Below are 19,869 nucleotides of genomic sequence, written 5' to 3' on the forward strand. Positions count from 1 at the left end.
TCGCATCCACGCAATCTCGACACAATCTCGACCGAGTCTCCATCAACGGTCGCTAGCCTCGTCGGCCTCGCCGACTGCCAGCCTGCCGTGTCCCTTTCATACCCAGACCTGCCACCCATCGACGTGCGCCGTGCCTACCTGGCGTGGTGTGCGCCTTCGCCGTGGTTGATCGCACTGGTGCTGGCATCGACCAGCACATGGATGTGGGTCGCGCCGTATCCGGTACTGCCATTGCTGGCCGGCTTCGGGGCCGCCGCGCTGGTGGGGTTCCGCAGTGATGGGCCCGGCCGCACCCGCCGCGCCGGATCCCTCGCAGCGCTGGCCCTGATCGGCCTGGCGGTCTGGGCGACAGCGCACCCGGCGGCCAACGTCACCCTGCATCTGCTGCTTGCCCTTGCCACCGCCGTGGTCGCCGCCCTGCTGGCAGTGCGCCTGCGCACCATCGTGGGCATGGCCGCGCGGCTGCAGGCCCGGGTGGACGCCACTCCCATGGCCTCGCGCTGGAGCAAGCTGTCGCCGTCGGTGTCCCCGCTGATGCTGCAGCAGCTGCGCGGCGCGGGTGCAATGGAGCCCAGCCTGCAGCGCACGCTGGTGCTGGCCACCCTGGCCTGGGCTGCCAATGAAGAAACGCAGGAAATGGAATACCGACGATGACCCTGCCCCTGACCCCGCCCCTGCCCGCCCTGGCCTCGAACCCGCAGCACGCAATGAAACACGATCTCCGTACCCGACAGCCCCCCTTGGTGCTGATTGCCGAAGATGAAGGCGAAATCGCCGACATCCTCGGTGCCTACCTGGCCCGTTCCGGCCTGCGCAGCGCACGCGCCGCCGACGGCGAGGCAGCGCTCGCCAGCCACCGCCAACTGCGCCCGGACCTGGTGCTGCTGGATGTGCAGATGCCCAAGCTGGATGGCTGGCAGGTGCTGAGCGAACTGCGGCGGCGCGGCAACACCCCGGTGATCATGCTCACCGCGCTCGACCAGGACGTGGACAAGCTGACCGGCCTGCGCGTCGGCGCCGACGACTACGTGGCGAAGCCGTTCAATCCGGCCGAGATCGTCGCCCGCATCCAGGCCGTGCTGCGCCGGAGTTCCCGCACCGTGGTCGAAGAACCCAATGGGCTGATCCGCCAGGGCCCGTTCGAGATCGACCTGCGCAGCCACGAGGTAACGGTGCGCAACGGCGAGCAGGTGCACGCGCTGAACTTCACCCTCACCGAGTTCCGGCTGCTGGTGCACATGGCACGCGCGCCGCGGCAGGTACATGCGCGGGTGGACCTGCTGCACGCCTGCCTGCCCGAAGGCGATGCGCAGGAACGTACCGTCGACAGCCATGTCAGCAAACTACGGCGCAAGCTTGAAGAGGTGGGCGTGATCGGCATTCCCGCCACCATCCGCGGCGTCGGCTACCGTTTCCTGGACTGAATGATGAATCCCAAAGGCAAGAGCATCGGCCGCCAGATTACGCTGTCCATCACGGTGGCCTCGCTGTGTTCGACGGTGCTGTCGATCAGCGGTTTCTACCTGTTCTACTACCTGATGGAGGTGTTCTACCCGCGCTGGTATGACGAGCCGGAAACGATCATGCCATCCGGGCTGGAATGGCTGTGGATCGGCTTGACTGCCACGGTGGTCGTCATCTTCGCTACGCTGGTCGCCTCGCGCCTGACCCGGCGCATCATCACCCCGTTGAACTCGGTGGCCGAAAGCCTGCGGCGGGTCGCTGGCGGCGACCTGGAGGCGCGTGCGCGCGGCGGCGACACCACGATGGCCGAAGCGGCCACCCTGGTCAGCGATTTCAATTCCATGGCAGAGCGGCTCAGCCGGATGTCCGAGAATCGCGTGTTCTGGAACGCGGCGATCGCGCATGAACTGCGCACGCCGATGACCATCCTGCGCGGCCGCCTGCAGGGCATCGCCGAAGGCGTGTTCGAGCCGGGGCCCGAGCAGTTCAACAGCATGCTCACCCAGCTGGAGGGCCTGACCCGCATCATCGAAGACCTGCGCGTGGTCAGCCTGGCCGAGAGCGGTCATCTGGACCTGCGCCTGCAGCGCAGCGATGTCAGCGTGCAGGTGGCTGCGGTGGTGGAAGCGATGTCCGAGGCACTGACCGAAAGCGGGTTCTCGGTAACGCTGGATGCGCGTCCGTCGCTGGCCGACTGCGATCCGGCGCGCATCCGCCAGGCGGTGCTGGCGCTGCTGGAGAACGCGCGCCGCCATGCCATTCCCTGTCCGCTGCGGGTGCGCGTCACGCTGGGCCAGGGCCATTGCGCGGTGGCTGTGGAGGATGGTGGCCCCGGCGTGCCGGACGAACTGCGTGACAGCATTTTCGAAGCGTTCCAGCGCACCGATGTCTCGCGTTCGCGGCAGAGCGGTGGCTCCGGGCTGGGCCTGGCCGTGGTGCGCGCGATTGCCGTGGCCCATCACGGAACGGCGCTATGCCGGGCCACCGAACGGGGTGGCAGTTCGTTCGAGATCCGCTGGCCGGTGCATGCGCGTCGTTAAGGACGCAGCATTGCGGAAGACGTTGCTCCGGTAGCGGCCCACCTTGGTGGGCACCACGCGCGTGGCTGAACGCCGCCGGCTTCTCCACGCAATCTCCATCGATCCTCCATGCCCGCTCCAAAGGGCTGCAGATACTGGGCGCGACCCGGGAGATGGCAGGCATCCGTCCCCTGCCCTGTCCCCGACCCACCCTGACATCCCATGAAACACCCCCACAATCCAGCGGCCGCGGCCGGGAGCATCGGCCAACAGAACGCGGCCGCCACCCTCAAGGCCATCCTGCGCACCTACCCCTGGCAGCTCACTGGCACCTTCTCGCTGGTGGCGCTGGAGAATGCGCTGCTGCTGGCGTATCCGCTGTTTGCCGGCTTCGCGGTGGACGCGATCATCCGCGGCAACATCGGCCACGCCATCTCCTACGCCGGTGTGGTCCTGCTGTTCTGGCTGGTCGGTGCTGCCCGCCGTGCGGTCGATACCCGTACCTTCACCCGCATCTATGCCGACCTGGCGGTGAACGTGGTGCAGGCGCAGCGCAGGCTGGGCCAGGCCACCTCCACCTCGGCTGCGCGCGTTGTGCTGGCCCGTGAGTTCGTCGACTTCTTCGAAAAGCACGTGCCGATCATCGCCACCGCGCTGGTATCGATGTTCGGTGCGGCGGCGATGCTGCTGGCGATCGAACCGCTGGTGGGCGCCGCAAGCCTCGTCGCGTTGTTGGGCGCGCTGTTGCTGCTGCCGTCGTTCGCACGCCGCAACGAGCAGCTGCATGGACGCCTGAACAATCGGTTGGAGCATGAGATCCGCCTGGTCGACCGGGTCAGTCCCTCGGTGCTGCGTCGCCACTACACCACGCTGTCGCGGCTGCGCATCCTGCTCTCCGATCGCGAAGCCGGTGCCTTCGTGGTCGTTGGTGCAGCGGCAGCGGCGCTGTTCGCACTGACCATCGGCCGTCTCGCCACCACCGACGGGGTGACCCCGGGCCAGGTGTACGCGGTGATGACCTACCTGTGGACGTTCGTCGGCAGCCTGGATGATGCACCGTCGATGGTGGATCAGCTGGCGCGGTTGAAGGACATCGGCCGCCGCGTCAGCCCGGGCATGGAAGATGCGGAGCACAAGGAAGCCGCTTGATCGGTAGATGCCCACCTTGGTGGGCAACGATGCACCACGGCGCCAACCAAGGTTGGCGACTACCGGGGCAACGGTGCCAACCAGGATTGGCGGTCACCTCGCGGACGGACATCGGCCGCCACGTCAGCCCCTGCATCGAAGATGCTGAGCGCAAGGACGCCACTTGACCGGTAGATGCCCACCTTGGTGGGCGCCGATGCATCAAGGCCGCCAACCAAGGTTGGCGACTACCGGGCGCGATGAACGTTGCCTCGAACAGCCGAGCATGGCTCGGCGCTACAGGAACTCCGCCATGCGCTGCAGTTCGTCTTCAAGCGCGCCACGAAACACCTTGTCGCGGGCCAGTGACTTGCCGGCGTAGCCCACGCTGGACGCCAGTTCACCGTCGCGTACGCTGAGATTGGCCCAGCCCACCACCTGGTCGTGCCACAGCACCGGCAGCGCGTAGTAGCCGTACTGGCGCTTCGGCGCAGGCGTGTAGGCCTCGAACTTGTAGATCCAGCCCCACAGCAGCTCGAAACGTCGGCGGTCCCACACCACCGGGTCGAACGGCGCCAGCAGGCGCACCTGTTCGTCCGGTGCATACCGGCGCGAGCGCGGGTTCTCGTCCGCCGGCCAGTACCAGGTGGTGCCGTCCAGCGTGCAGCTGGCCAGCTGTTGCTTGGCCAGCTTCAAGGCCTGCCGGGTCTGCTCGGCCAGATGCGGTGCGCCGTAGCCCAGCAGGCGCACCAGGTAGGTCAGGCTGGCCGATGGCAGTGGCGCGTACTTGCGCACCACCAGATCGATCAAGGCGGCGGCGCGTTCGATCTGCGCCTGTTCGCTGGCATCCGCCTCCGCGTGGTCGGCCACCGCGTAGATGCGGGTGCCGCTGTCGCGCCGCTGCACGCGCAGCAGGCCGCGGTAATGCATGCCGTCCAGCAGGTGCGTGCTGGCATTGCTGGTGCCGCCCCAGTAGTTGGTCACCCGCCCATGCGCGAACGCCTGTTCTACCTCACGCGGGTGCACGCTTCCGCGCTCGCGCACGAAGGCCAGCACGTCCTCCGCTCGGCGCTGGGTCTCGGCATCCCATGCGCGCCTGGACACGCGCGGATGCATCAACGCCAGATGCTCGCGCGGCAGGAAGCCGTAGTTCACCAGGCAATCTTCTTCCACCGGCAGGCGCGTATAGCGCCGCTCCAGATCACCGGCGCGGTAGTCCTTCACCCGGTGGCGCAGGGTCAGGTCCTGCGCGCGTGCCGGTGCGCGGATCGGGTCGGCCTGCACGAAGCCCAGGCGCCGGATCGCGGTCAGCAGCGTGGTGGGTTTGAACAGCGTGCGCGCCACCGCGTGGCGGCGCAGATCATCGAGGGTAGGCGTGGCAGGCATGGCCGCATTGTAGATCCACGCCATGCGTGGATGGGGCCGTGGCGAACCGTGCAACGGCATCCGCGCATGGCGTGGATCTACCGAAGTTCCAATACCTCCAGCGAACCGATCACCAGCGCACGCATGCCCTGCTTGAACTCGGTGATCACCTGGCCCTCTTCGTCGTCGGCAATCCCGTAGACCGTATCCGCACCGGCAATGCAGTAGAACGCGATCGTGGCCAGCAGCCAGCGTGCCTTGTCCAGCGGCAGGCCGAACACCTCGGCCACATGCGCCTGGTGTGAGGCAATCTTGTCCAGCATCGGTGCGGTCGCCACCGAACGGCGCAGCAGGTACGGCGGCAGCCCGGGGTGCGCTTTCACCACCTCGCACAGCGAATCGACGAACCCCAGCAGGTAGGCCTGCAGCCCACCCGGTGCATCGGCCGAGGCAAGCGGAATCTGCCAGCGCTGGAACACCGTGTCGGCCACCAGCCGCTTCAAGGCCTCCAGGTTGGCCACGCGCTTGTAGAGCGCGGCCTGGGTCACCGCCAGTTCGGCGGCCACGTTGGCCATGGTCAGGTTCGGCAGGCCCAGCTTGATGCCGATGTCGGCCAGGCGATCGGGGGTGATGGTGGGCGGACGGCCACGGGCCGACGCCGGGGTTTCAGGGTGCGTGTTCATACCGTAGCGAGGGTGCCAGCAAAGGGACCCTCTTGTCCGCTTCATATGGTTTAGTTTAATTTACTCAACTAATTCGGAATGCGCCTGGTTCGCAACCCCGCCGCCGTCCGCAATCGAGCCCATGGCTCACTTCCCGCCAGGTCCCCACCCAGCCGACAACCCTGCGCTGCGCCCTCCCCCGTGCTTGCCGTCGGCAGCGCGCCAGGCGCGTTCGCACCTGCGATTCACAGGAACCTGGCATGACCGTGTACCACCTTTCCTCTCCGCTGCAGTTTGCAGCGGCCGCCGCGACCCGCGTGCAGATGCATCCGCCGATGGCTCGGCGCTACCGGATGTCGGCTCTGGCGCTGGGGCTGCTGGCCTCGTTCGCTGCGCTGGCCGACTCCGCGCCGTCCACCCTGCCCTCGGTGCAGGTGCAGGAACAGCGCCGGGTGACCGGCGACTACGCCGGCGGCCAGGTGGCCTCGGGTGGCCGGGTTGGCCTGCTCGGCGACAAAGACTTCATGGATACGCCGTTCAGTACGGTCAGCTACACCGAAGCCTTCATCCGCGACCGTCAGGCCAAGGATCTCACCGACGTCATCGCCGCCACCGACCCCACGGTGTTCAGCAACGGCGTCACCGGCGCCTGGAGCGAGAACTACGCCATCCGCGGCTTCGCCTCCAGCACCAGCGACACCACCTTCAACGGCCTCAGCGGCATGGCGCCGTACTACCGCACCTCGCCGGAAATGTTCGAGCGCATCGAGGTCTTGAAGGGCCCGTCCGCCCTGCTCAACGGCATGCCGCCGGGCGGCTCGGTCGGTGGCAGCGTCAACCTGGTGCCCAAGCGTGCGGGCGAGCAGCCATTGCTGCGGGTCAGCGCAAACTTCGCCTCCGATGCGCAGTTCGGCACCCACGTGGATGTGGGTCGGCGCTTGGGCGCCGACAAACAGTTCGGCATCCGCTTCAACGGCGCTTACCGTGATGGTGACGGTGCGGTCGGCAAGCAGAGCAAGAAGGTGCAGCTGGGTTCGCTGGCGTTGGACTGGCGCGGCGAGCGCGCCCGCCTCTCCGCTGATCTGTACAGCGCCGACGACCGCGTCGATGGCCCCGCCCGTGGTGTCGGCCTGGCACCGGGCGTGGCGATTCCGCGGCCACCGCGTGGCGACACCCTGATCAACCCGGACTGGGCCTACGTGGACAGCCAGGACAAGGGCGCGATGCTGCGCGGCGAGCTGGACATCAACGAACACCTGATGGCCTACCTGGCCTACGGCACCAGCAAGACCGACTACCGCTACAACGGTTCGATCAGTGCGCAGATCCTCAATCCGGCCGGTGACTTCACCACGGTGATGGGCCAGCTGGCGTTCGACATCACGAAGCAATCCGGTGATGCCGGGCTGCGCGGCAGCTTCCGTACCGGCAGCGTCGGCCATCAATGGGCCGCCAACGTGACCCACTACCAGCACACCCAGAACGACTACGGCCGCCGCAGCGTGCCGGGCTGGGACTGGACCACCAACCTGTACAACCCGGTGTGGGGCCCTGCCGCGCCGTTCGTTGCACCGCATATCTCGCACACCGAGTTGCGGCTGGACAGCATCGGCTTCGCCGACACGTTGTCCTTCGCCGATGACCGCGTGCAGCTGACGCTGGGCGTGCGCCGCCAGCAGGTGGTCAGCGAGACCTTCAACGTGGCCAGCGGTGCGAGCACCTCGCGCTGTGACGAGAGCGCCACCACCCCGGCAGCGGCCCTGCTGGTGAAGGCCACCGACACGATCTCGGTCTACACCAATTACATCGAAGGCCTCAGCCAGGGCGCCACCGCGCCGATGACCGCCGCCAATGCCGGCGATGTGTTCGCACCGTTCCGTACCAAGCAGAAGGAGCTGGGCCTGAAGCTGGACCTGGGCAGGTTCGCGCATACCTTCAGCGTGTACGAGATCAAGCGCCCGAGCAGTTACACCGATCCGGTCACGAATATCTTCTCGTTCGGTGGCGAGCAGCGTAACCGTGGCGTGGAATGGGGCATCTTCGGCTCGCCACTGGATGGCGTGCGCCTGCTCGGCGGTTTGGCCTACGTGCAACCGAAGCTGACCCGCACCGCCGGTGGCGTGAATGAAGGCCGTATTGCTACTGCCGTTGCGCAGCGGCAGGCGAAGCTGGGTGTGGAATGGGATGTGCCGGCGCTGGAGGGCTTGACCCTGACCGGCAATGCCACCGCGATGTCAAAGCAGTACATCAGTGCCGACAATCGCCTGTCGGTGCCGGGGCGTACGTTGTTTGATGTGGGTGCGCGCTACAACACCACGATGGCCGGGCGGCCGCTTGCGCTGCGCGCCAGCGTGAACAACGTGACCAACAAGGCGTACTGGGGCATGCCGTTGTTGTCGAGCCTCGCATTGGGTGCGCCGAGGACGGTGTTGTTGTCGGCCACGATGGATTTCTGAGCCGGGCGGCCTCCGCGCCAGACATGCCTCACCTGTAGAGTCGAGCCATGCTCGACTCCGATTTCCCCGAGGAGTCGAGCATGGCTCGACTCTACAGAGAACCCGAATGCCGCTGGGCGTGGCGTAGTTCTATTCCGGGTGCAGGCGATAAATCGCCTGATTGGTCAACGCCAATGCGGCCAGCTTCAACCCCTCCATCACCCGATCGCCCACGTACTGATCCGGGCCGCCATTCTGGCGGGCGCGTTCGGCCGCCAGCAGGATTTCCTGCACGATACGCAGCCCGGCCAGCGCACCGTCGGCGTCGGCCAACGCCAGGCAGCGGCCCGGCAGCTGATGGCGCTCGGGCCAGGGCTGGCCGTCGGCGGCCGCGCCCAACCCGATGCGATGCAGCAGGGCCATCAGGCTGTTGGGATCAGTCGCGATGTCGTGCCCTTCATCGGCATTGGCCGGGGCGTGCTGATGAGGGAACTCCGATGCGTTCATGGCAGGTCTCCTTGCAAGGCATGCGGGACCACCGCCCTTAACAATCAAGGCGGCGGACGGTACGTGGCTGGAAATCCCGTGAGTCAGTGCTATACCCGGGCGGTGGGCTTGCGCCCACCTCCACGCACCGCCCGCCATGGAACGCGAACGGAATGCCAGCCGACGCCGCGCAAGGCGACGCTGGCTGGCAAGCGTAAACAGCACTTACTCAACGGGGTTTCCAGGCCCCGGCCACCCTTATTCGGTGGCACCCCATCATGTGCACAACGGGATGGCAGGCGCCAACAACCCACGTGCAAAGACAGCGACGTTTACGCAGCGATGGCATTGTCGCATATCGTCAATCGATCCGAAGATTCAACAACTTGCGCCATACCATCTGCGGCATTCCCCACCCGCATTGGCACCGCGCATTCCTTGACTGCATCCGGCATTCGAGACATGCGAGATGCCAGTTCCGACATTACGCAAGCAGATGGGCAATCAACGCCAGCACCGCCAGATGCCCCACGTAGTACCCGTAGAACACCCAGCGCCAGCGCGGCAGTTGCCACGTCATCCGCGCCGCCAGCAGCACTATCGGAATGGCCAGCAACGCCCAGCCGTTGTGGTTGGCCCAGCACACCGCTGCAAGCGCGGCCAGCAACAACCACCAGGCCCGATGCCGGAACGCGATCCAGGCCAGCAGTACGCTGCCCACACCGGCCCACTGATAGTCCACCAGCATCGGCAGCAGACCTGCGGCCAGCAACAGCTGCACCGGCCGATTGTTCGCCAACGCATGCACGGCCACCGCGGCCAGAGCGAAGGTCAACAGGATGTTGAGCGGCAGCCAGGAACCGAACGCGAGTGCGTGCAATGGCTGCGCGATCAGCCCCCATAGCGCGAGCCGGCGTATCGATTTACGCGGGTCGGCCCCGGGCTGGGCCAAGTTGCAAGCCATCACCAGCGCGAACAGCGGGAAGGCAATGCGCCCAAGTTCGCTGACCACCGGCACGTAGCCACCGAAGACCACCTTGGCCACGTGATCACCGGTCATGGTCAGCAGTGCGATCCACTTCAGCAGCTCGCGTGCGCCGCTGCCGAGGGTGAGGTTGAAGGTGGACGTCCCGATCGTGGTCGCTTGCATCGCGGAAGCCTATGCGCATCGGCCAGCCCATTTCCAGCGCCGCGCAGGAGCCGGCCGCTGCAAGCCGCAGGCGGCGGCGCTATGCTGGCCGCCCCTGCTTGTGAGACGCCCGCCATGCGCACCCTGTACCCCGCCATCGAACCCTACCGCGAGTTCACCCTGCCGGTGAGCGATCTGCACACCCTGCATATCGAAGAGTGCGGCACGCCCGAGGGCATCCCGGTGGTGTACCTGCATGGTGGCCCCGGCGCCGGCATCTCGCCCACCCACCGCCGCTTCTTCGACCCGGCGCGCTACCGCATCGTGCTGATCGACCAGCGCGGCAGCGGCCGCTCCACGCCGTTCGGCGAACTGCGCGACAACACCACGCAGGACCTGGTGGCCGACATCGAGAAGGTGCGCGAGCACCTGGGCATCGAACGCTGGCTGGTCTATGGCGGCTCCTGGGGTTCAACCCTGTCGCTGGCCTATGCGCAGGCACATCCCGAACGCGCCACCGGCCTGATCGTGCGTGGCGTGTTCCTCGGCCGCGAGATGGAAAACCGCTGGTTTGCGGAAACCAACGGCGGTGCGCGCTGGATCTTCCCGGAGCGCTGGGACCGCTACGAGGCCTATATCCCGGAAGGGGAACGCAGCGACATGATTGCGGCCTACTGGACGCGCATGGACAGCGCCGATGAGGCCACCCGCATCGCCGCCGCGCAGGCCTGGCTGGGCTGGGAGGACAACGCCGCCACCCTGCAGCACGACGTGGATGCCGTGTCCACCGATGACCCGCTGGATACGCTGGCCAAGGCCCGCATCGAAGCGCACTACTTCCGCAACGGCATCTTCCTGGAACCGGACCAGCTGCTGCGCAACATCGACCGCATCCGCCACCTGCCCGGCGTGATCGTGCAAGGCCGCTACGACATCATCTGCCCGCCGCGCAGCGCCTGGGATCTGGCCAAGGCCTGGCCGGAAGCCAGGCTGGAGATGGTGACCTCGGGCCACAGCGCGAACGAGCCGGCGACGGTGGATGCGCTGGTACGCGCCACGGATGCGTTCGCCGACCGTTTCTGAAGACAAGGGGTAGTGCCGGCCGCTGGCCGGCATCCCGGGGCTTGTAGGTAGAGTCGACTGTCAGTCGACTGCTCTCGGCGGGAAGCCGAAAACCCCGCGCTGCGCGCGATAGTCGACTCTACCCAGCCGCCTCTGCGCCGTCGATCACGGCAGCCCGGTGAATGGCCGCCCACCGCCACCGGCCAGGCAGGCGGATTCTTCGCAGCTCGCTTACAAGCAGGCGCCGATGATCCGGCCGTGGCCACGGACAACCCTGGCCTACCTCCCTACTTCTGGAGCCTGCCATGACCGGTGTTCGCTATCTCCCCGTCGCCCTCGCCCTTTGCGCGGGCCTGCTGCTGGGCGGTTGTTCCAAAACGCAGGAGGCCAGCAAGGCTACCGCGGCCGAGGACGTAACCGAAGTGAAGCTCATCCCTGCCTATGAATCGCTCGACAAGGACAAGGACGGCATCGTCACCCTGGCCGAAGTGGATGCCGTGGCACCCGACTGGGCCGAGCGCCTGCACGCCTGCGATACCGACCGCGACCAGAAGCTGACCCGCGGCGAGTACGACGTGTGCAAGCAGACCAGCACCGCGCATTGATCCCGTGATGCGCCCCTGATCGGCGTGACGCGTGCCCGGCTATACCAAGGTATAGCCGGGCTAACCCACGAGCCTCTAGGACTGCCCCATTCAGGGGCGGACAATAGCGCCACTGGCCAGGGCAACCCTGGCCGGCCCCTCCCCTCATGGAGACGCAGATGGACCCCGACCCTGCCGGGCGCACCGCGCCCCGGATGCCCGCTTGTTGCCTGTTCCTGGCGCCTGCCCGCCGGTCCCTGCCTGCCTGAGTGACGGGGGATCGCCAGGTGCCGCCTGCCTGGAGATCGCCCCCATGTCCTACAAGATCCTCTACATCACCCTGCGCCGCCTGATCGGTGAGCGCGATGTTGCCGCCCTGCGCAGCCAGCTGCTGCAGCACGGCCCGGTCATGTTCGCCCGTTCGCTGTCGCTCGGCTCGCCACGCGTGGTGGCCGACGCGCTGTCGCTGCTGCCGATCAGCGAGCGCATCAACGTGCTGCGCCACCTGCCCTACCCGCTGCGCGATGCGATGAAGCCGCTGTGCATCGGTGGCAGCCAGCGCCTGCACATGCAGCCGTGGTCGCCCGCGGTGCTGGCGATGCGCCACGCCTGACCTGTTCCATCCGTTCCGTTCGTGTTCCGGCCCCGGCCGGCTCTGACATTCGAGGAGAGTCCCATGAGCCTGCTCAACGCGTGGTTCAACGCCTTCCTGCGCAGCCGTCGCGCAGGCAACCTGTTCCGCCGCCGCGCGATGCCCGAAGCCGGCTTCGGCCCGGGCAGCGCCGAGGCCGCGCCGTTCGCGCTCACCACCGGCCTGGTCACCCTTGCCCAGCAGGATGAAGCCCAGCTGCTGGCCACGCTGGAATCGCATGCCGATGGCCTCAGCCCGCATGAGGCCGAGGAGCGGCTGGCCACGCTCGGCCCCAACGAGGTCGATCACGAAAAGCCGCTGCCGTGGTGGCGGCACCTGTGGCAGTGCTACCGCAACCCGTTCAACCTGCTGCTGACCGTACTGGCGGCGGTGTCCTGGCTGACCGAGGACATCAAGGCCACGATCGTGATCGGCGCGATGGTGCTGCTGTCCACGCTGATCCGCTTCGTGCAGGAAGGCCGCTCCAACCGTGCCGCCGAGCGGCTGAAGGCACTGGTCGGCAATACCGCACGCGTGCTGCGCCGCAATCCGGGTACCGAAGCCGCCGATGTGGCCGACCAGTACTTCGGTGCGCACCTGCACAGCCGTCGCCCGGCCCGCCTGCTGGACCTGCCGATCCGCGAGCTGGTGCCCGGTGACCACATCGTGCTGTCGGCCGGCGACATGATTCCGGCCGATTGCCGCGTGCTGACCGCCAAGGATCTGTTCGTGGCGCAGGCGGCGATGACCGGCGAGTCGCTGCCGGTGGAGAAGTTCGCGCACCCCGGCGATGGCCTGGCCGGCCTGCTGGAGCAGCACAACCTGCTGTTCATGGGCACCAACGTGGTGTCCGGCACCGCGACCGCCGTGGTGCTGGCCACCGGCAACCGCACCTACTTCGGCACCCTGGCCCAGCGCAGCACTGCCACCGACCGCGCGCCCACCGCGTTCCAGGCCGGCGTCAACAGCGTCAGCTGGCTGCTGATCCGCTTCGCGCTGGTGATGGTGCCGTTCGTGCTGCTGATCAACGGCTGGACCAAGGGCGACTGGACCGAGGCGTTCCTGTTTGCACTGTCCGTGGCGGTAGGCCTGACCCCGGAAATGCTGCCGATGATCGTCACCTCCACCCTGGCCAAGGGCGCGGTGCTGCTGTCGCGGCGCAAGGTGATCGTCAAGCGCCTGGATGCGATCCAGAACTTCGGCGCCATGGAAGTGCTGTGCACCGACAAGACCGGCACCCTCACCCAGGACAAGATCGCGCTGGAGCGGCATACCGATGTGTTCGGTCACGATTCGGAGGATGTGCTGAAGTTCGCCTACCTCAACAGCCACTTCCAGACCGGCCTGATCAATCTGCTTGACCGCGCAGTGCTGGAGCATGTCGAGCTGCAGAGTTCGCTGCGGCTGTCGCAGGACTACCACAAGGTGGATGAGATCCCGTTCGACTTCGAGCGCCGCCGCATGTCGGTGGTGGTGTCCGAGCGCGAGGATCACCATGAGCTGATCTGCAAGGGCGCCGTGGAAGAGATGCTGGCGGTGTGCAGCACCGTGCGTGAGAACGGCCAGGACATGCCGCTGGACGAGCGCCGCCTGGCGCGGGTGCGGCAGACCACCGAGGAACTGAACGAACAGGGCCTGCGCGTGGTGGCGGTGGCGATGAAGGAGACTGCCGCCAGCCAGACCGCCTACTCGCAGGCCGACGAATGCGGGTTGACCCTGGTCGGCTACGTGGCCTTCCTGGACCCGCCGAAGGAATCGGCTGCGCAGGCGCTGCAGGCGCTGGCCGCGCATGGTGTGGAAGTGAAGGTGTTCACCGGCGACAACGAGCTGGTGACCGCCCGTGTCTGCGCACAGGTGGGGCTGGACGCGGACACCATCCTGACCGGCCCGCAGATCGAGCGCATGGATGACGGCGCGCTGTCGCGGGCGCTACACCACCACCGCGTATTCGCCCGCCTGACGCCGCTGCACAAGGAGCGCCTGGTGCGCGAACTGCGCGCGCAGGGCAAGGTGGTCGGCTTCCTCGGCGACGGCATCAACGATGCACCGGCGCTGCGTGCGGCCGACATCGGCATCAGCGTGGACAGCGCGGTGGATATCGCCAAGGAGGCCGCCGACATCATCCTGCTGGAAAAGAACCTGATGGTGCTGGAGGAAGGCGTCATCCAGGGCCGGCGCACGTTCAACAACATGCTGAAGTACATCCGCATGACGGCCAGCTCCAACTTCGGCAACGTGTTCTCGGTGCTGGTGGCCTCGGCCTTCCTGCCGTTCCTGCCGATGCTGCCGCTGCAGTTGCTGGTGCAGAACCTGCTGTATGACATCTCGCAGATCGCCATTCCGTTCGACAACGTGGACGAGGAGCTGGTGCGCAAGCCGCTGAAGTGGAACCCGGCGGACATCGGCCGCTTCATGGTGTTCTTCGGGCCGATCAGCTCGATCTTCGACCTGACCTGCTTCGCCTTGATGTGGTACGTGTTCGATGCACGCACGCCGGCCGACCAGGGCCTGTTCCAGTCCGGCTGGTTCGTGGTGGGCCTGCTGACCCAGACCCTGATCGTGCACATGATCCGTACGCCGAAGGTGCCGTTCCTGCAGAGCATCGCCGCACCGCCGCTGCTGGTGATGACCGGCCTGATCATGGCCATCGGCGTGGCCCTGCCGATGAGCCCGCTGGCTGGCTACTTCAAGCTGCAGGCCCTGCCGACCGGCTACTGGCCGTTCCTGGTGGCGATCCTGTTCGGCTATGCGGTGCTGACCACCGCACTGAAGAAGTTCTACATCCGTCGCTACGGCTGGCAGTAAGCGCCCGCCGCCTTGTCCAGGGAGAAACACAATGGACATCAATCCGAACCTGCCGGCGTTCAACGCCGGCGCAACCCTGAGCTCGCTGATCAGCCTGTCGGTGGCATTCGTGCTGGGCACGGCCATCGGCCTGGAACGGCAGCTGCGCCAACGCACCGCCGGCCTGCGTACCAATACGCTGGTGGCGGTCGGTGCGGCGGTGTTCGTGGACCTGGCCGTGCGCTTCCATGACCTGTATGGCGGCCCGCCCTCACCGCTGCATGTAGTGGCCTATGTGATCTCCGGCGTCGGCTTCCTCGGCGCGGGCGCGATCATGAAGGACGGTGCGCAGGTGTCCGGCCTGAACACCGCCGCCACCCTGTGGGGCTCGGCGGCGGTCGGTGCCTGTGCGGGCATCAAGCTGCTGCCGGAGGCGGTGATGGCGGCGGTGTTCGTGCTGGCCGCCAACACCCTGCTGCGGCCAGTGGTGAACCGCATCCAGCGGCAGCCGCTGCCGGAGGCGTTCAGCGAGGCGACCTATGCGATCAACGTGGTCTGCCAGCGCGAGCAGCAGGCCGAGGTGCTGGACCAGCTGTTGCTGCTGCTGGAACAGGCGCACTACCCGGTACGCGCGGTGGACCAGCGCCCGTTCGGCGAGCGCGACGTGGAGATTGAAGCGGTGTTGTATGCCACCACCGTCGATGCCGGTGAGCTTGACGCGGTGCTGGCAACGCTGGCGACCACGCCCGGGGTGTTGCAGGGGTTCTGGAACGCCAGCCTTGAGGAATAGCGGCTCGGTAGTGCCGGCCGCTGGCCGGCAACCTCATGGACGCCGGCAACACCGTGCACCGCCTTGGTGGGTGCCGACCTTGGTCGGCACAGACCCCGGTTATGCCGGCCGCTGGCTGGCAACCTCATGATCTCCGGGGAAGTCCTGCAGCTGCCGGCCAGCGGCCGGCACTACCGGGCATCGCGTTGATGCGTGCCGGCATCCACCAAAGGCGGCTTTGCTATCCTTTCCCCCCACGCCAGGGAGCCGTTCCGATGCCATCGCTGTCGCCCCGTCGCCCCCTGGTGCTGCTGGCCCTGATCGTCGTGATGGCGGCGATCTTCCTGATCGACACCGTCACCGACTACGCGGTCGCCGCCGCCTGCTTCTACGCAGCGGTCATCCTCGCCGCATCGCGCATACTGAGCGCGCGCGGGCTGATCACGCTGGCCATCGCCTGCATCGCGCTGACCGGGCTGAGTTTCTTCCTGACCCGCTTCGGCACCTACCGCATCGGCCTGGTCAACTCGGTCATCGGCATGCTGGTGATCGGCATCACCACCTACCTTGCCCTGAACATGGAAGCGGCCAAGGCCGCCGTGCAGGAAGCGCAGGGCCGCCTGCTGCGGGTGGCGCGCGCTTCCACCGTGGGCGAGCTGACCACCTCCATTGCGCATGAAGTGAACCAGCCGCTGGCGGCCATCGCCAGCAGCGCCGAAGCCTGCCAGCGCTGGCTGGCGCAGGACCCACCAAACGTGGACAAGGCACGGCAGACCGTGGCCCGCATCCTGGCCGATGCGCATCGCGCCGGCGACGTGATCGCTCGTATCCGCGGCCTGACCCAGGGCGCGGCACCGGAGCGGCGCGCCTTCGATCTGAACCAGGCCGTGGAGGAAATGCTGGCGCTGTCGCGCAGCGAGCTGGACCAGCACGGCGTGGCCGTGGCCTTGCTGCTCGATGCCGATCTGCCACTGGTGCAGGCCGACCGCGTGCAGGTGCAGCAGGTGATCGGCAACCTGATCCTCAACGCGGTGGACGCGATGGAAGCTGTGCCCGCCGCCGACCGGCGCCTGTCGCTGCTGACCCGGCGTGACGGCCAGCGGGTCAGTCTCAGTGTGCGTGACCGCGGCGTCGGCCTGCCCGCCGACCATCCCGAGCGGGTGTTCGATGCGTTCTGGACCACCAAGTCACACGGACTGGGCCTTGGGCTCAGCCTGAGCCGTTCGATGATCGAGGCCAACGACGGCCAGATCCGCGCCGAACGACCGGCAGGCGGCGGTGCCTGCTTCGTGTTCGACCTGCCCATCGCCACGGATTCTCCCCATGCGTAAGCCCGCTGCACCTATTGCCGACCCGGCCCCCATCGTCTACGTGATCGACGACGATCCGTCGGTGCGCGCCGCGCTGGAAGACCTGCTGGCCTCGATGGGCCTGCAGGTACGGGCCTTCGCCTCCACCCAGGCGTTCCTCGAACACGAACTGGAAGACGCACCGGCCTGCCTGGTGCTGGACGTGCGCATGCCCGGCCAGAGTGGCCTCGAATTCCATCGCACGATGGGCAGCCACGGCCTGCAGCTGCCAGTGGTGTTCATCACCGGCCACGGCGACATCGCGATGGGCGTCAACGCGATCAAGGACGGTGCCATCGAATTCCTGACCAAGCCCTTCCGTGACCAGGAACTGCTGGATGCGATCCACAAGGGCATCGAGATCGACCGCCAGCGCCGTCGCGACGGCGAGGCACTCGATGCCCTGCAGCAACGCTGGAACACGCTCAATGCCGGCGAGCGCGAGGTGGTCGATGGCGTGGTGCGCGGCCGTCTCAACAAGCAGATCGCCGGGGACCTGGGCGTCAGCGAGATCACCGTGAAGGTGCGCCGCGCGCAGGTGATGCGCAAGATGGGCGCGCGCACCCTGGTCGACTTGGTGCGGATGTATGACCGCTTACAGGCCGGCAGCAGTTGAGTGCAACGCCGGCCAGTCCTACTCCGGGTCAGGCAGCGTGTACTGCAGCCGGTAGTCGTGGCGACCGTCGCTGATGGTGATCTCCAAAGTGCCGGTCAGGCCGAGCAGCCCTTCGCTGCCGGAATCGGGCACCACGATCACGCTCAGCTCCGGAACACCGCGGGTCATCACGCCGTTGTGCTGCAGGGTGAATGCACCCTCGCGCCCGGCCAGCGTGGCCGTCACGCGCTCAATCGCCACGTAGCCGGCCGAGCCCTGCACCGGCGTGCGGAAGGCCAGCATCTGGCCGACGCTGCTGCCCCGCAGGTCGCCGGCGAAGGTCTTGTTGATCGACATCACCGCGATCGGGCCGTCGTTGCCACCGATCGGCCGCAGATCCACTTCAAACGTACCGTGTGCTTCGCCCTGCATCCTGCTCTCCCGTCTGATCGGTTGAACGCTGCTACTTCTTCGTTGCCAGCACGATCACCCCGGCCAGCACCAGGCCGATGCCGCTCCACTCCCGCAGGCTCGGCCGTTCGCCCAGCAACAGATAGGCGAGCACGATCACCAGCACCACGCTGAACTTGTCCACCACCGCCACCTTGGCCAGCTCGCCGCTCTGCAATGCGCGGAAGTAGAACAGCCACGACGCGCCAGTGGCCAGCGCGGAAAGCACCAGGAACAGCTGGGTGCGCCCGGGCAGCAGCAACGGATTGGACCATTTGCCGGTGACCACCACCAGCGGCAGGATCACCGCCGCCACCACCAGGGTGCGGATGGCCATGGCCAGGTCCGAGTCGACACCCTTGACGCCCACCTTGGCGAACAGCGCGGTCAGCGCCGCGAACACGGCAGACAGTCCAGCCCAGATCAACCACTGAGGTAGGTTCTGCACGAAGGCCTCGCTTGCCTGCACCGGCATGTGCGCCAACGCTACTCCACCCTGCCATCGGTGGGGCTTCACCTGCCCGTCACCGCCGCTACAATGGGCACGGAATCGCCAGGGGGGCGATCTGCAGGGAATGCACCATGCGTGAACAGGACATCATCCTCGCCCTTGCCGGGCCAGCCGCCCTCGACCGGGCCGCCCTGCCGTGCAGCACTCGGCTGCCGCTCCCCTTCCCCTTCATTTCGCAGCAACCTGCCCGTTCGGCGCGGCAGGTTTCTCATTGCTTGTCCTGACCGGAGCCGTCGAAATGCCCGAGAACACTCTCCTTGCCACGCCGGCCGCTACCGCGCCGATCAAGTACCTCGACCGCGCCATGGCCACGCTGCGCAGCCTGGGCCTGGCCGCCCCCCAGGACAACAACGCACCGGCCATCGCGCTGGTCTCGCAGCTGTCCACCCTCGACCAGGGCCGCGTGGTGGCCATTGCCCGCGTGCTGCAGCAGTCCGGCCATTTCAATGCCGTGATGCGTGATGAAATCAGCTCGGCCAAGGTGTCCGACCGCTATACCGAGATCATCCGCGCCTTCGACAGCATCCGTGACGACGCCAGCACCATGGTCGAACAGGTGCGCGACGGCAAGATCGACATGGGCGAACGCCTGCAGAACCTGTGGATGAAGGTCACCCGCGGTGACATCCCGAGCCGGTTCGAGAAGATCCGCCGTACGTTCCTGGAGGTCAGCCGCGATTCGGCCGAGCAGCTGCAGCGCGAATCGCGCGTGCTGGAGATGTACGGCGACTTCCGCCTGTCGATCAAGGATGCCGAAATCCAGGCGCATGAGCTGTTGAAGCTGCAGGAGCAGGTGCTGGCCGATGCGCGCGAGGCGCTGAAGCAGGCGCAGCAGCGCGTGGAATCGGCCGACCCGGCGGCCGATGCCGCCGACACCGGCCGCCTGGTGATGGCCCGCGATGAAGCCCTGCGCAACAACCAGGCCGAGGAATCGCGCTACCAGCTGGCCAAGGACCTGGCCGAGAACCTGCAGGTGAACTACGCCACTTCCGAGGCGATCATGCTGCGCGTGCACCAGTCGCACGAGGTCAAGCGCCGCGTCAACGAGCGCTCGGTGGTGTTCTTCTCCACCAATGAAACCAGCTTCACCGCCTTGAACCTGGCCTTCACCACGCAGATGGGCCTGCACGAGTCCACGCAGGCGCTCAATGCGATGACCGAGGGCACCTCCAAGGGCCTGGAAGCGGTGGCCAACATCGGTGATGAGGTACTGCACGAGGGCCTGAAGGCAGGCTACGGCGCCACCATCGGCGTCGATTCGGTGCGCAAGCTGGTCGATGCGGTGGTGCGCTTCCAGGAAACATCGCTGCAGGAGATCGAGCAGCTGCGCGGCCAGGCCACCCGTGATTCGGCCGAGATCGCCGAGTATGTCGAACAGGGCAAGCAGCGCTTCGCCGCGCTGCTGCAGGCACCGCCGAGCCCGGAGTCGCGCTGAGGTGAGTGCGA

General features: G+C 67.0%; 19 protein-coding genes. 13 read left to right on the forward strand and 6 right to left on the reverse strand.

The window, feature by feature from the left end; translation table 11 throughout:
• The first annotated feature begins 87 nt into the window (after window positions 1-87).
• From ACZK1G_RS12040 to ACZK1G_RS12055, 4 genes are all read left to right on the forward strand, one after another.
• Window positions 88-654 (forward strand): hypothetical protein, encoded by a 567-nt coding sequence (locus ACZK1G_RS12040; RefSeq protein WP_233490765.1) that lies wholly within the window; start codon window positions 88-90, stop codon window positions 652-654.
• A 53-nt stretch (window positions 655-707) separates the two neighbouring features.
• Entirely contained in the window at window positions 708-1,424 is a 717-nt protein-coding gene (locus ACZK1G_RS12045; protein ID WP_101766410.1) for a response regulator, read from the forward strand.
• A 3-nt stretch (window positions 1,425-1,427) separates the two neighbouring features.
• On the forward strand, window positions 1,428-2,504 hold the full coding sequence (locus tag ACZK1G_RS12050; protein WP_197621904.1) for an ATP-binding protein: 1,077 nt from the start codon (window positions 1,428-1,430) through the stop codon (window positions 2,502-2,504).
• A 201-nt stretch (window positions 2,505-2,705) separates the two neighbouring features.
• Entirely contained in the window at window positions 2,706-3,632 is a 927-nt protein-coding gene (locus ACZK1G_RS12055; protein WP_101765541.1) for an ABC transporter six-transmembrane domain-containing protein, read from the forward strand.
• 276 nt (window positions 3,633-3,908) lie between these two features.
• Here ACZK1G_RS12055 and ACZK1G_RS12060 read toward each other — a convergent pair whose 3' ends face one another.
• Together ACZK1G_RS12060 and ACZK1G_RS12065 are read right to left on the reverse strand one after the other, a co-directional pair.
• Complete coding sequence (locus ACZK1G_RS12060) at window positions 3,909-4,997, reverse strand: DNA glycosylase AlkZ-like family protein (RefSeq protein ID WP_049445509.1); 1,089 nt, start codon at window positions 4,995-4,997, stop codon at window positions 3,909-3,911.
• 77 nt (window positions 4,998-5,074) lie between these two features.
• Entirely contained in the window at window positions 5,075-5,659 is a 585-nt protein-coding gene (locus ACZK1G_RS12065; RefSeq protein ID WP_101765542.1) for a TetR/AcrR family transcriptional regulator, read from the reverse strand.
• A gap of 239 nt (window positions 5,660-5,898) precedes the next feature.
• Here ACZK1G_RS12065 and ACZK1G_RS12070 point away from each other — a divergent pair, with 239 nt between their 5' ends.
• A complete protein-coding gene (locus tag ACZK1G_RS12070; RefSeq protein WP_101765543.1) occupies window positions 5,899-8,094 on the forward strand; it encodes a TonB-dependent receptor in 2,196 nt (731 codons plus the stop codon).
• 129 nt (window positions 8,095-8,223) lie between these two features.
• On the opposite strand, the gene ACZK1G_RS12075 is transcribed toward ACZK1G_RS12070, so the two are convergent.
• The gene (locus ACZK1G_RS12075; protein WP_049445018.1) at window positions 8,224-8,580 is read right to left on the reverse strand and encodes a hypothetical protein; all 357 of its coding nucleotides are present in this window, start codon (window positions 8,578-8,580) and stop codon (window positions 8,224-8,226) included.
• Between the two features lie 463 nt (window positions 8,581-9,043).
• Window positions 9,044-9,709: a TraX family protein gene (locus tag ACZK1G_RS12080; protein WP_101765544.1), complete on the reverse strand. Its 666-nt coding sequence runs from the start codon at window positions 9,707-9,709 to the stop codon at window positions 9,044-9,046.
• 114 nt (window positions 9,710-9,823) lie between these two features.
• On the opposite strand from ACZK1G_RS12080, the gene pip reads away from it, so the two are divergent.
• The 7 genes from pip to ACZK1G_RS12115 all read left to right on the forward strand — a co-directional run bounded on the left by pip (window position 9,824) and on the right by ACZK1G_RS12115 (window position 17,483).
• Window positions 9,824-10,771, forward strand: a complete 948-nt coding sequence (gene pip / locus ACZK1G_RS12085) for a prolyl aminopeptidase (RefSeq protein ID WP_049445014.1) — start codon at window positions 9,824-9,826, stop codon at window positions 10,769-10,771.
• A gap of 284 nt (window positions 10,772-11,055) precedes the next feature.
• On the forward strand, window positions 11,056-11,355 hold the full coding sequence (locus ACZK1G_RS12090; RefSeq protein ID WP_049445012.1) for an EF-hand domain-containing protein: 300 nt from the start codon (window positions 11,056-11,058) through the stop codon (window positions 11,353-11,355).
• Between the two features lie 292 nt (window positions 11,356-11,647).
• The gene (locus tag ACZK1G_RS12095; RefSeq protein WP_006447714.1) at window positions 11,648-11,947 is read left to right on the forward strand and encodes a hypothetical protein; all 300 of its coding nucleotides are present in this window, start codon (window positions 11,648-11,650) and stop codon (window positions 11,945-11,947) included.
• A 63-nt stretch (window positions 11,948-12,010) separates the two neighbouring features.
• Complete coding sequence (gene mgtA / locus ACZK1G_RS12100; protein ID WP_180853911.1) at window positions 12,011-14,770, forward strand: magnesium-translocating P-type ATPase; 2,760 nt, start codon at window positions 12,011-12,013, stop codon at window positions 14,768-14,770.
• 31 nt (window positions 14,771-14,801) lie between these two features.
• Window positions 14,802-15,539 carry an MgtC/SapB family protein gene (locus ACZK1G_RS12105; RefSeq protein WP_014037331.1) on the forward strand — a complete coding sequence of 246 codons (738 nt, stop codon included), beginning with the start codon at window positions 14,802-14,804 and terminating at the stop codon, window positions 15,537-15,539.
• Between the two features lie 254 nt (window positions 15,540-15,793).
• Complete coding sequence (locus ACZK1G_RS12110) at window positions 15,794-16,849, forward strand: sensor histidine kinase (RefSeq protein WP_101765547.1); 1,056 nt, start codon at window positions 15,794-15,796, stop codon at window positions 16,847-16,849.
• Entirely contained in the window at window positions 16,842-17,483 is a 642-nt protein-coding gene (locus ACZK1G_RS12115) for a response regulator transcription factor (RefSeq protein ID WP_101765548.1), read from the forward strand. Before ACZK1G_RS12110 ends, ACZK1G_RS12115 begins: the two co-directional genes overlap by 8 nt.
• An 18-nt stretch (window positions 17,484-17,501) precedes the next feature.
• Here the strand turns inward: ACZK1G_RS12115 and ACZK1G_RS12120 are convergent, their stop codons facing one another.
• Together ACZK1G_RS12120 and ACZK1G_RS12125 are read right to left on the reverse strand one after the other, a co-directional pair.
• The gene (locus ACZK1G_RS12120; RefSeq protein WP_101765549.1) at window positions 17,502-17,894 is read right to left on the reverse strand and encodes a DUF3224 domain-containing protein; all 393 of its coding nucleotides are present in this window, start codon (window positions 17,892-17,894) and stop codon (window positions 17,502-17,504) included.
• A gap of 31 nt (window positions 17,895-17,925) precedes the next feature.
• Window positions 17,926-18,360 carry an EamA family transporter gene (locus ACZK1G_RS12125; protein ID WP_049445505.1) on the reverse strand — a complete coding sequence of 145 codons (435 nt, stop codon included), beginning with the start codon at window positions 18,358-18,360 and terminating at the stop codon, window positions 17,926-17,928.
• 301 nt (window positions 18,361-18,661) lie between these two features.
• On the opposite strand from ACZK1G_RS12125, the gene ACZK1G_RS12130 reads away from it, so the two are divergent.
• On the forward strand, window positions 18,662-19,858 hold the full coding sequence (locus ACZK1G_RS12130) for a cell surface protein (RefSeq protein WP_075678181.1): 1,197 nt from the start codon (window positions 18,662-18,664) through the stop codon (window positions 19,856-19,858).
• Window positions 19,859-19,869 lie beyond the last annotated feature (11 nt).

The organism is Stenotrophomonas sp. 109824_Sma (assembly GCF_056480025.1).

Coding starts and splice junctions, on each gene's coding strand:
- ACZK1G_RS12080 (WP_101765544.1), bottom strand. CDS start 9,709: ATGCAAGCGACCACGATCGGGACGTCCACCTTCAACCTCACCCTCGGC.
- ACZK1G_RS12095 (WP_006447714.1), top strand. CDS start 11,648: ATGTCCTACAAGATCCTCTACATCACCCTGCGCCGCCTGATCGGTGAG.
- ACZK1G_RS12060 (WP_049445509.1), bottom strand. CDS start 4,997: ATGCCTGCCACGCCTACCCTCGATGATCTGCGCCGCCACGCGGTGGCG.
- ACZK1G_RS12110 (WP_101765547.1), top strand. CDS start 15,794: ATGCCATCGCTGTCGCCCCGTCGCCCCCTGGTGCTGCTGGCCCTGATC.
- ACZK1G_RS12115 (WP_101765548.1), top strand. CDS start 16,842: ATGCGTAAGCCCGCTGCACCTATTGCCGACCCGGCCCCCATCGTCTAC.
- ACZK1G_RS12045 (WP_101766410.1), top strand. CDS start 708: ATGAAACACGATCTCCGTACCCGACAGCCCCCCTTGGTGCTGATTGCC.
- ACZK1G_RS12055 (WP_101765541.1), top strand. CDS start 2,706: ATGAAACACCCCCACAATCCAGCGGCCGCGGCCGGGAGCATCGGCCAA.
- ACZK1G_RS12130 (WP_075678181.1), top strand. CDS start 18,662: ATGCCCGAGAACACTCTCCTTGCCACGCCGGCCGCTACCGCGCCGATC.
- ACZK1G_RS12070 (WP_101765543.1), top strand. CDS start 5,899: ATGACCGTGTACCACCTTTCCTCTCCGCTGCAGTTTGCAGCGGCCGCC.
- ACZK1G_RS12075 (WP_049445018.1), bottom strand. CDS start 8,580: ATGAACGCATCGGAGTTCCCTCATCAGCACGCCCCGGCCAATGCCGAT.
- ACZK1G_RS12105 (WP_014037331.1), top strand. CDS start 14,802: ATGGACATCAATCCGAACCTGCCGGCGTTCAACGCCGGCGCAACCCTG.
- ACZK1G_RS12065 (WP_101765542.1), bottom strand. CDS start 5,659: ATGAACACGCACCCTGAAACCCCGGCGTCGGCCCGTGGCCGTCCGCCC.
- ACZK1G_RS12090 (WP_049445012.1), top strand. CDS start 11,056: ATGACCGGTGTTCGCTATCTCCCCGTCGCCCTCGCCCTTTGCGCGGGC.
- ACZK1G_RS12120 (WP_101765549.1), bottom strand. CDS start 17,894: ATGCAGGGCGAAGCACACGGTACGTTTGAAGTGGATCTGCGGCCGATC.
- pip (WP_049445014.1), top strand. CDS start 9,824: ATGCGCACCCTGTACCCCGCCATCGAACCCTACCGCGAGTTCACCCTG.
- mgtA (WP_180853911.1), top strand. CDS start 12,011: ATGAGCCTGCTCAACGCGTGGTTCAACGCCTTCCTGCGCAGCCGTCGC.
- ACZK1G_RS12050 (WP_197621904.1), top strand. CDS start 1,428: ATGAATCCCAAAGGCAAGAGCATCGGCCGCCAGATTACGCTGTCCATC.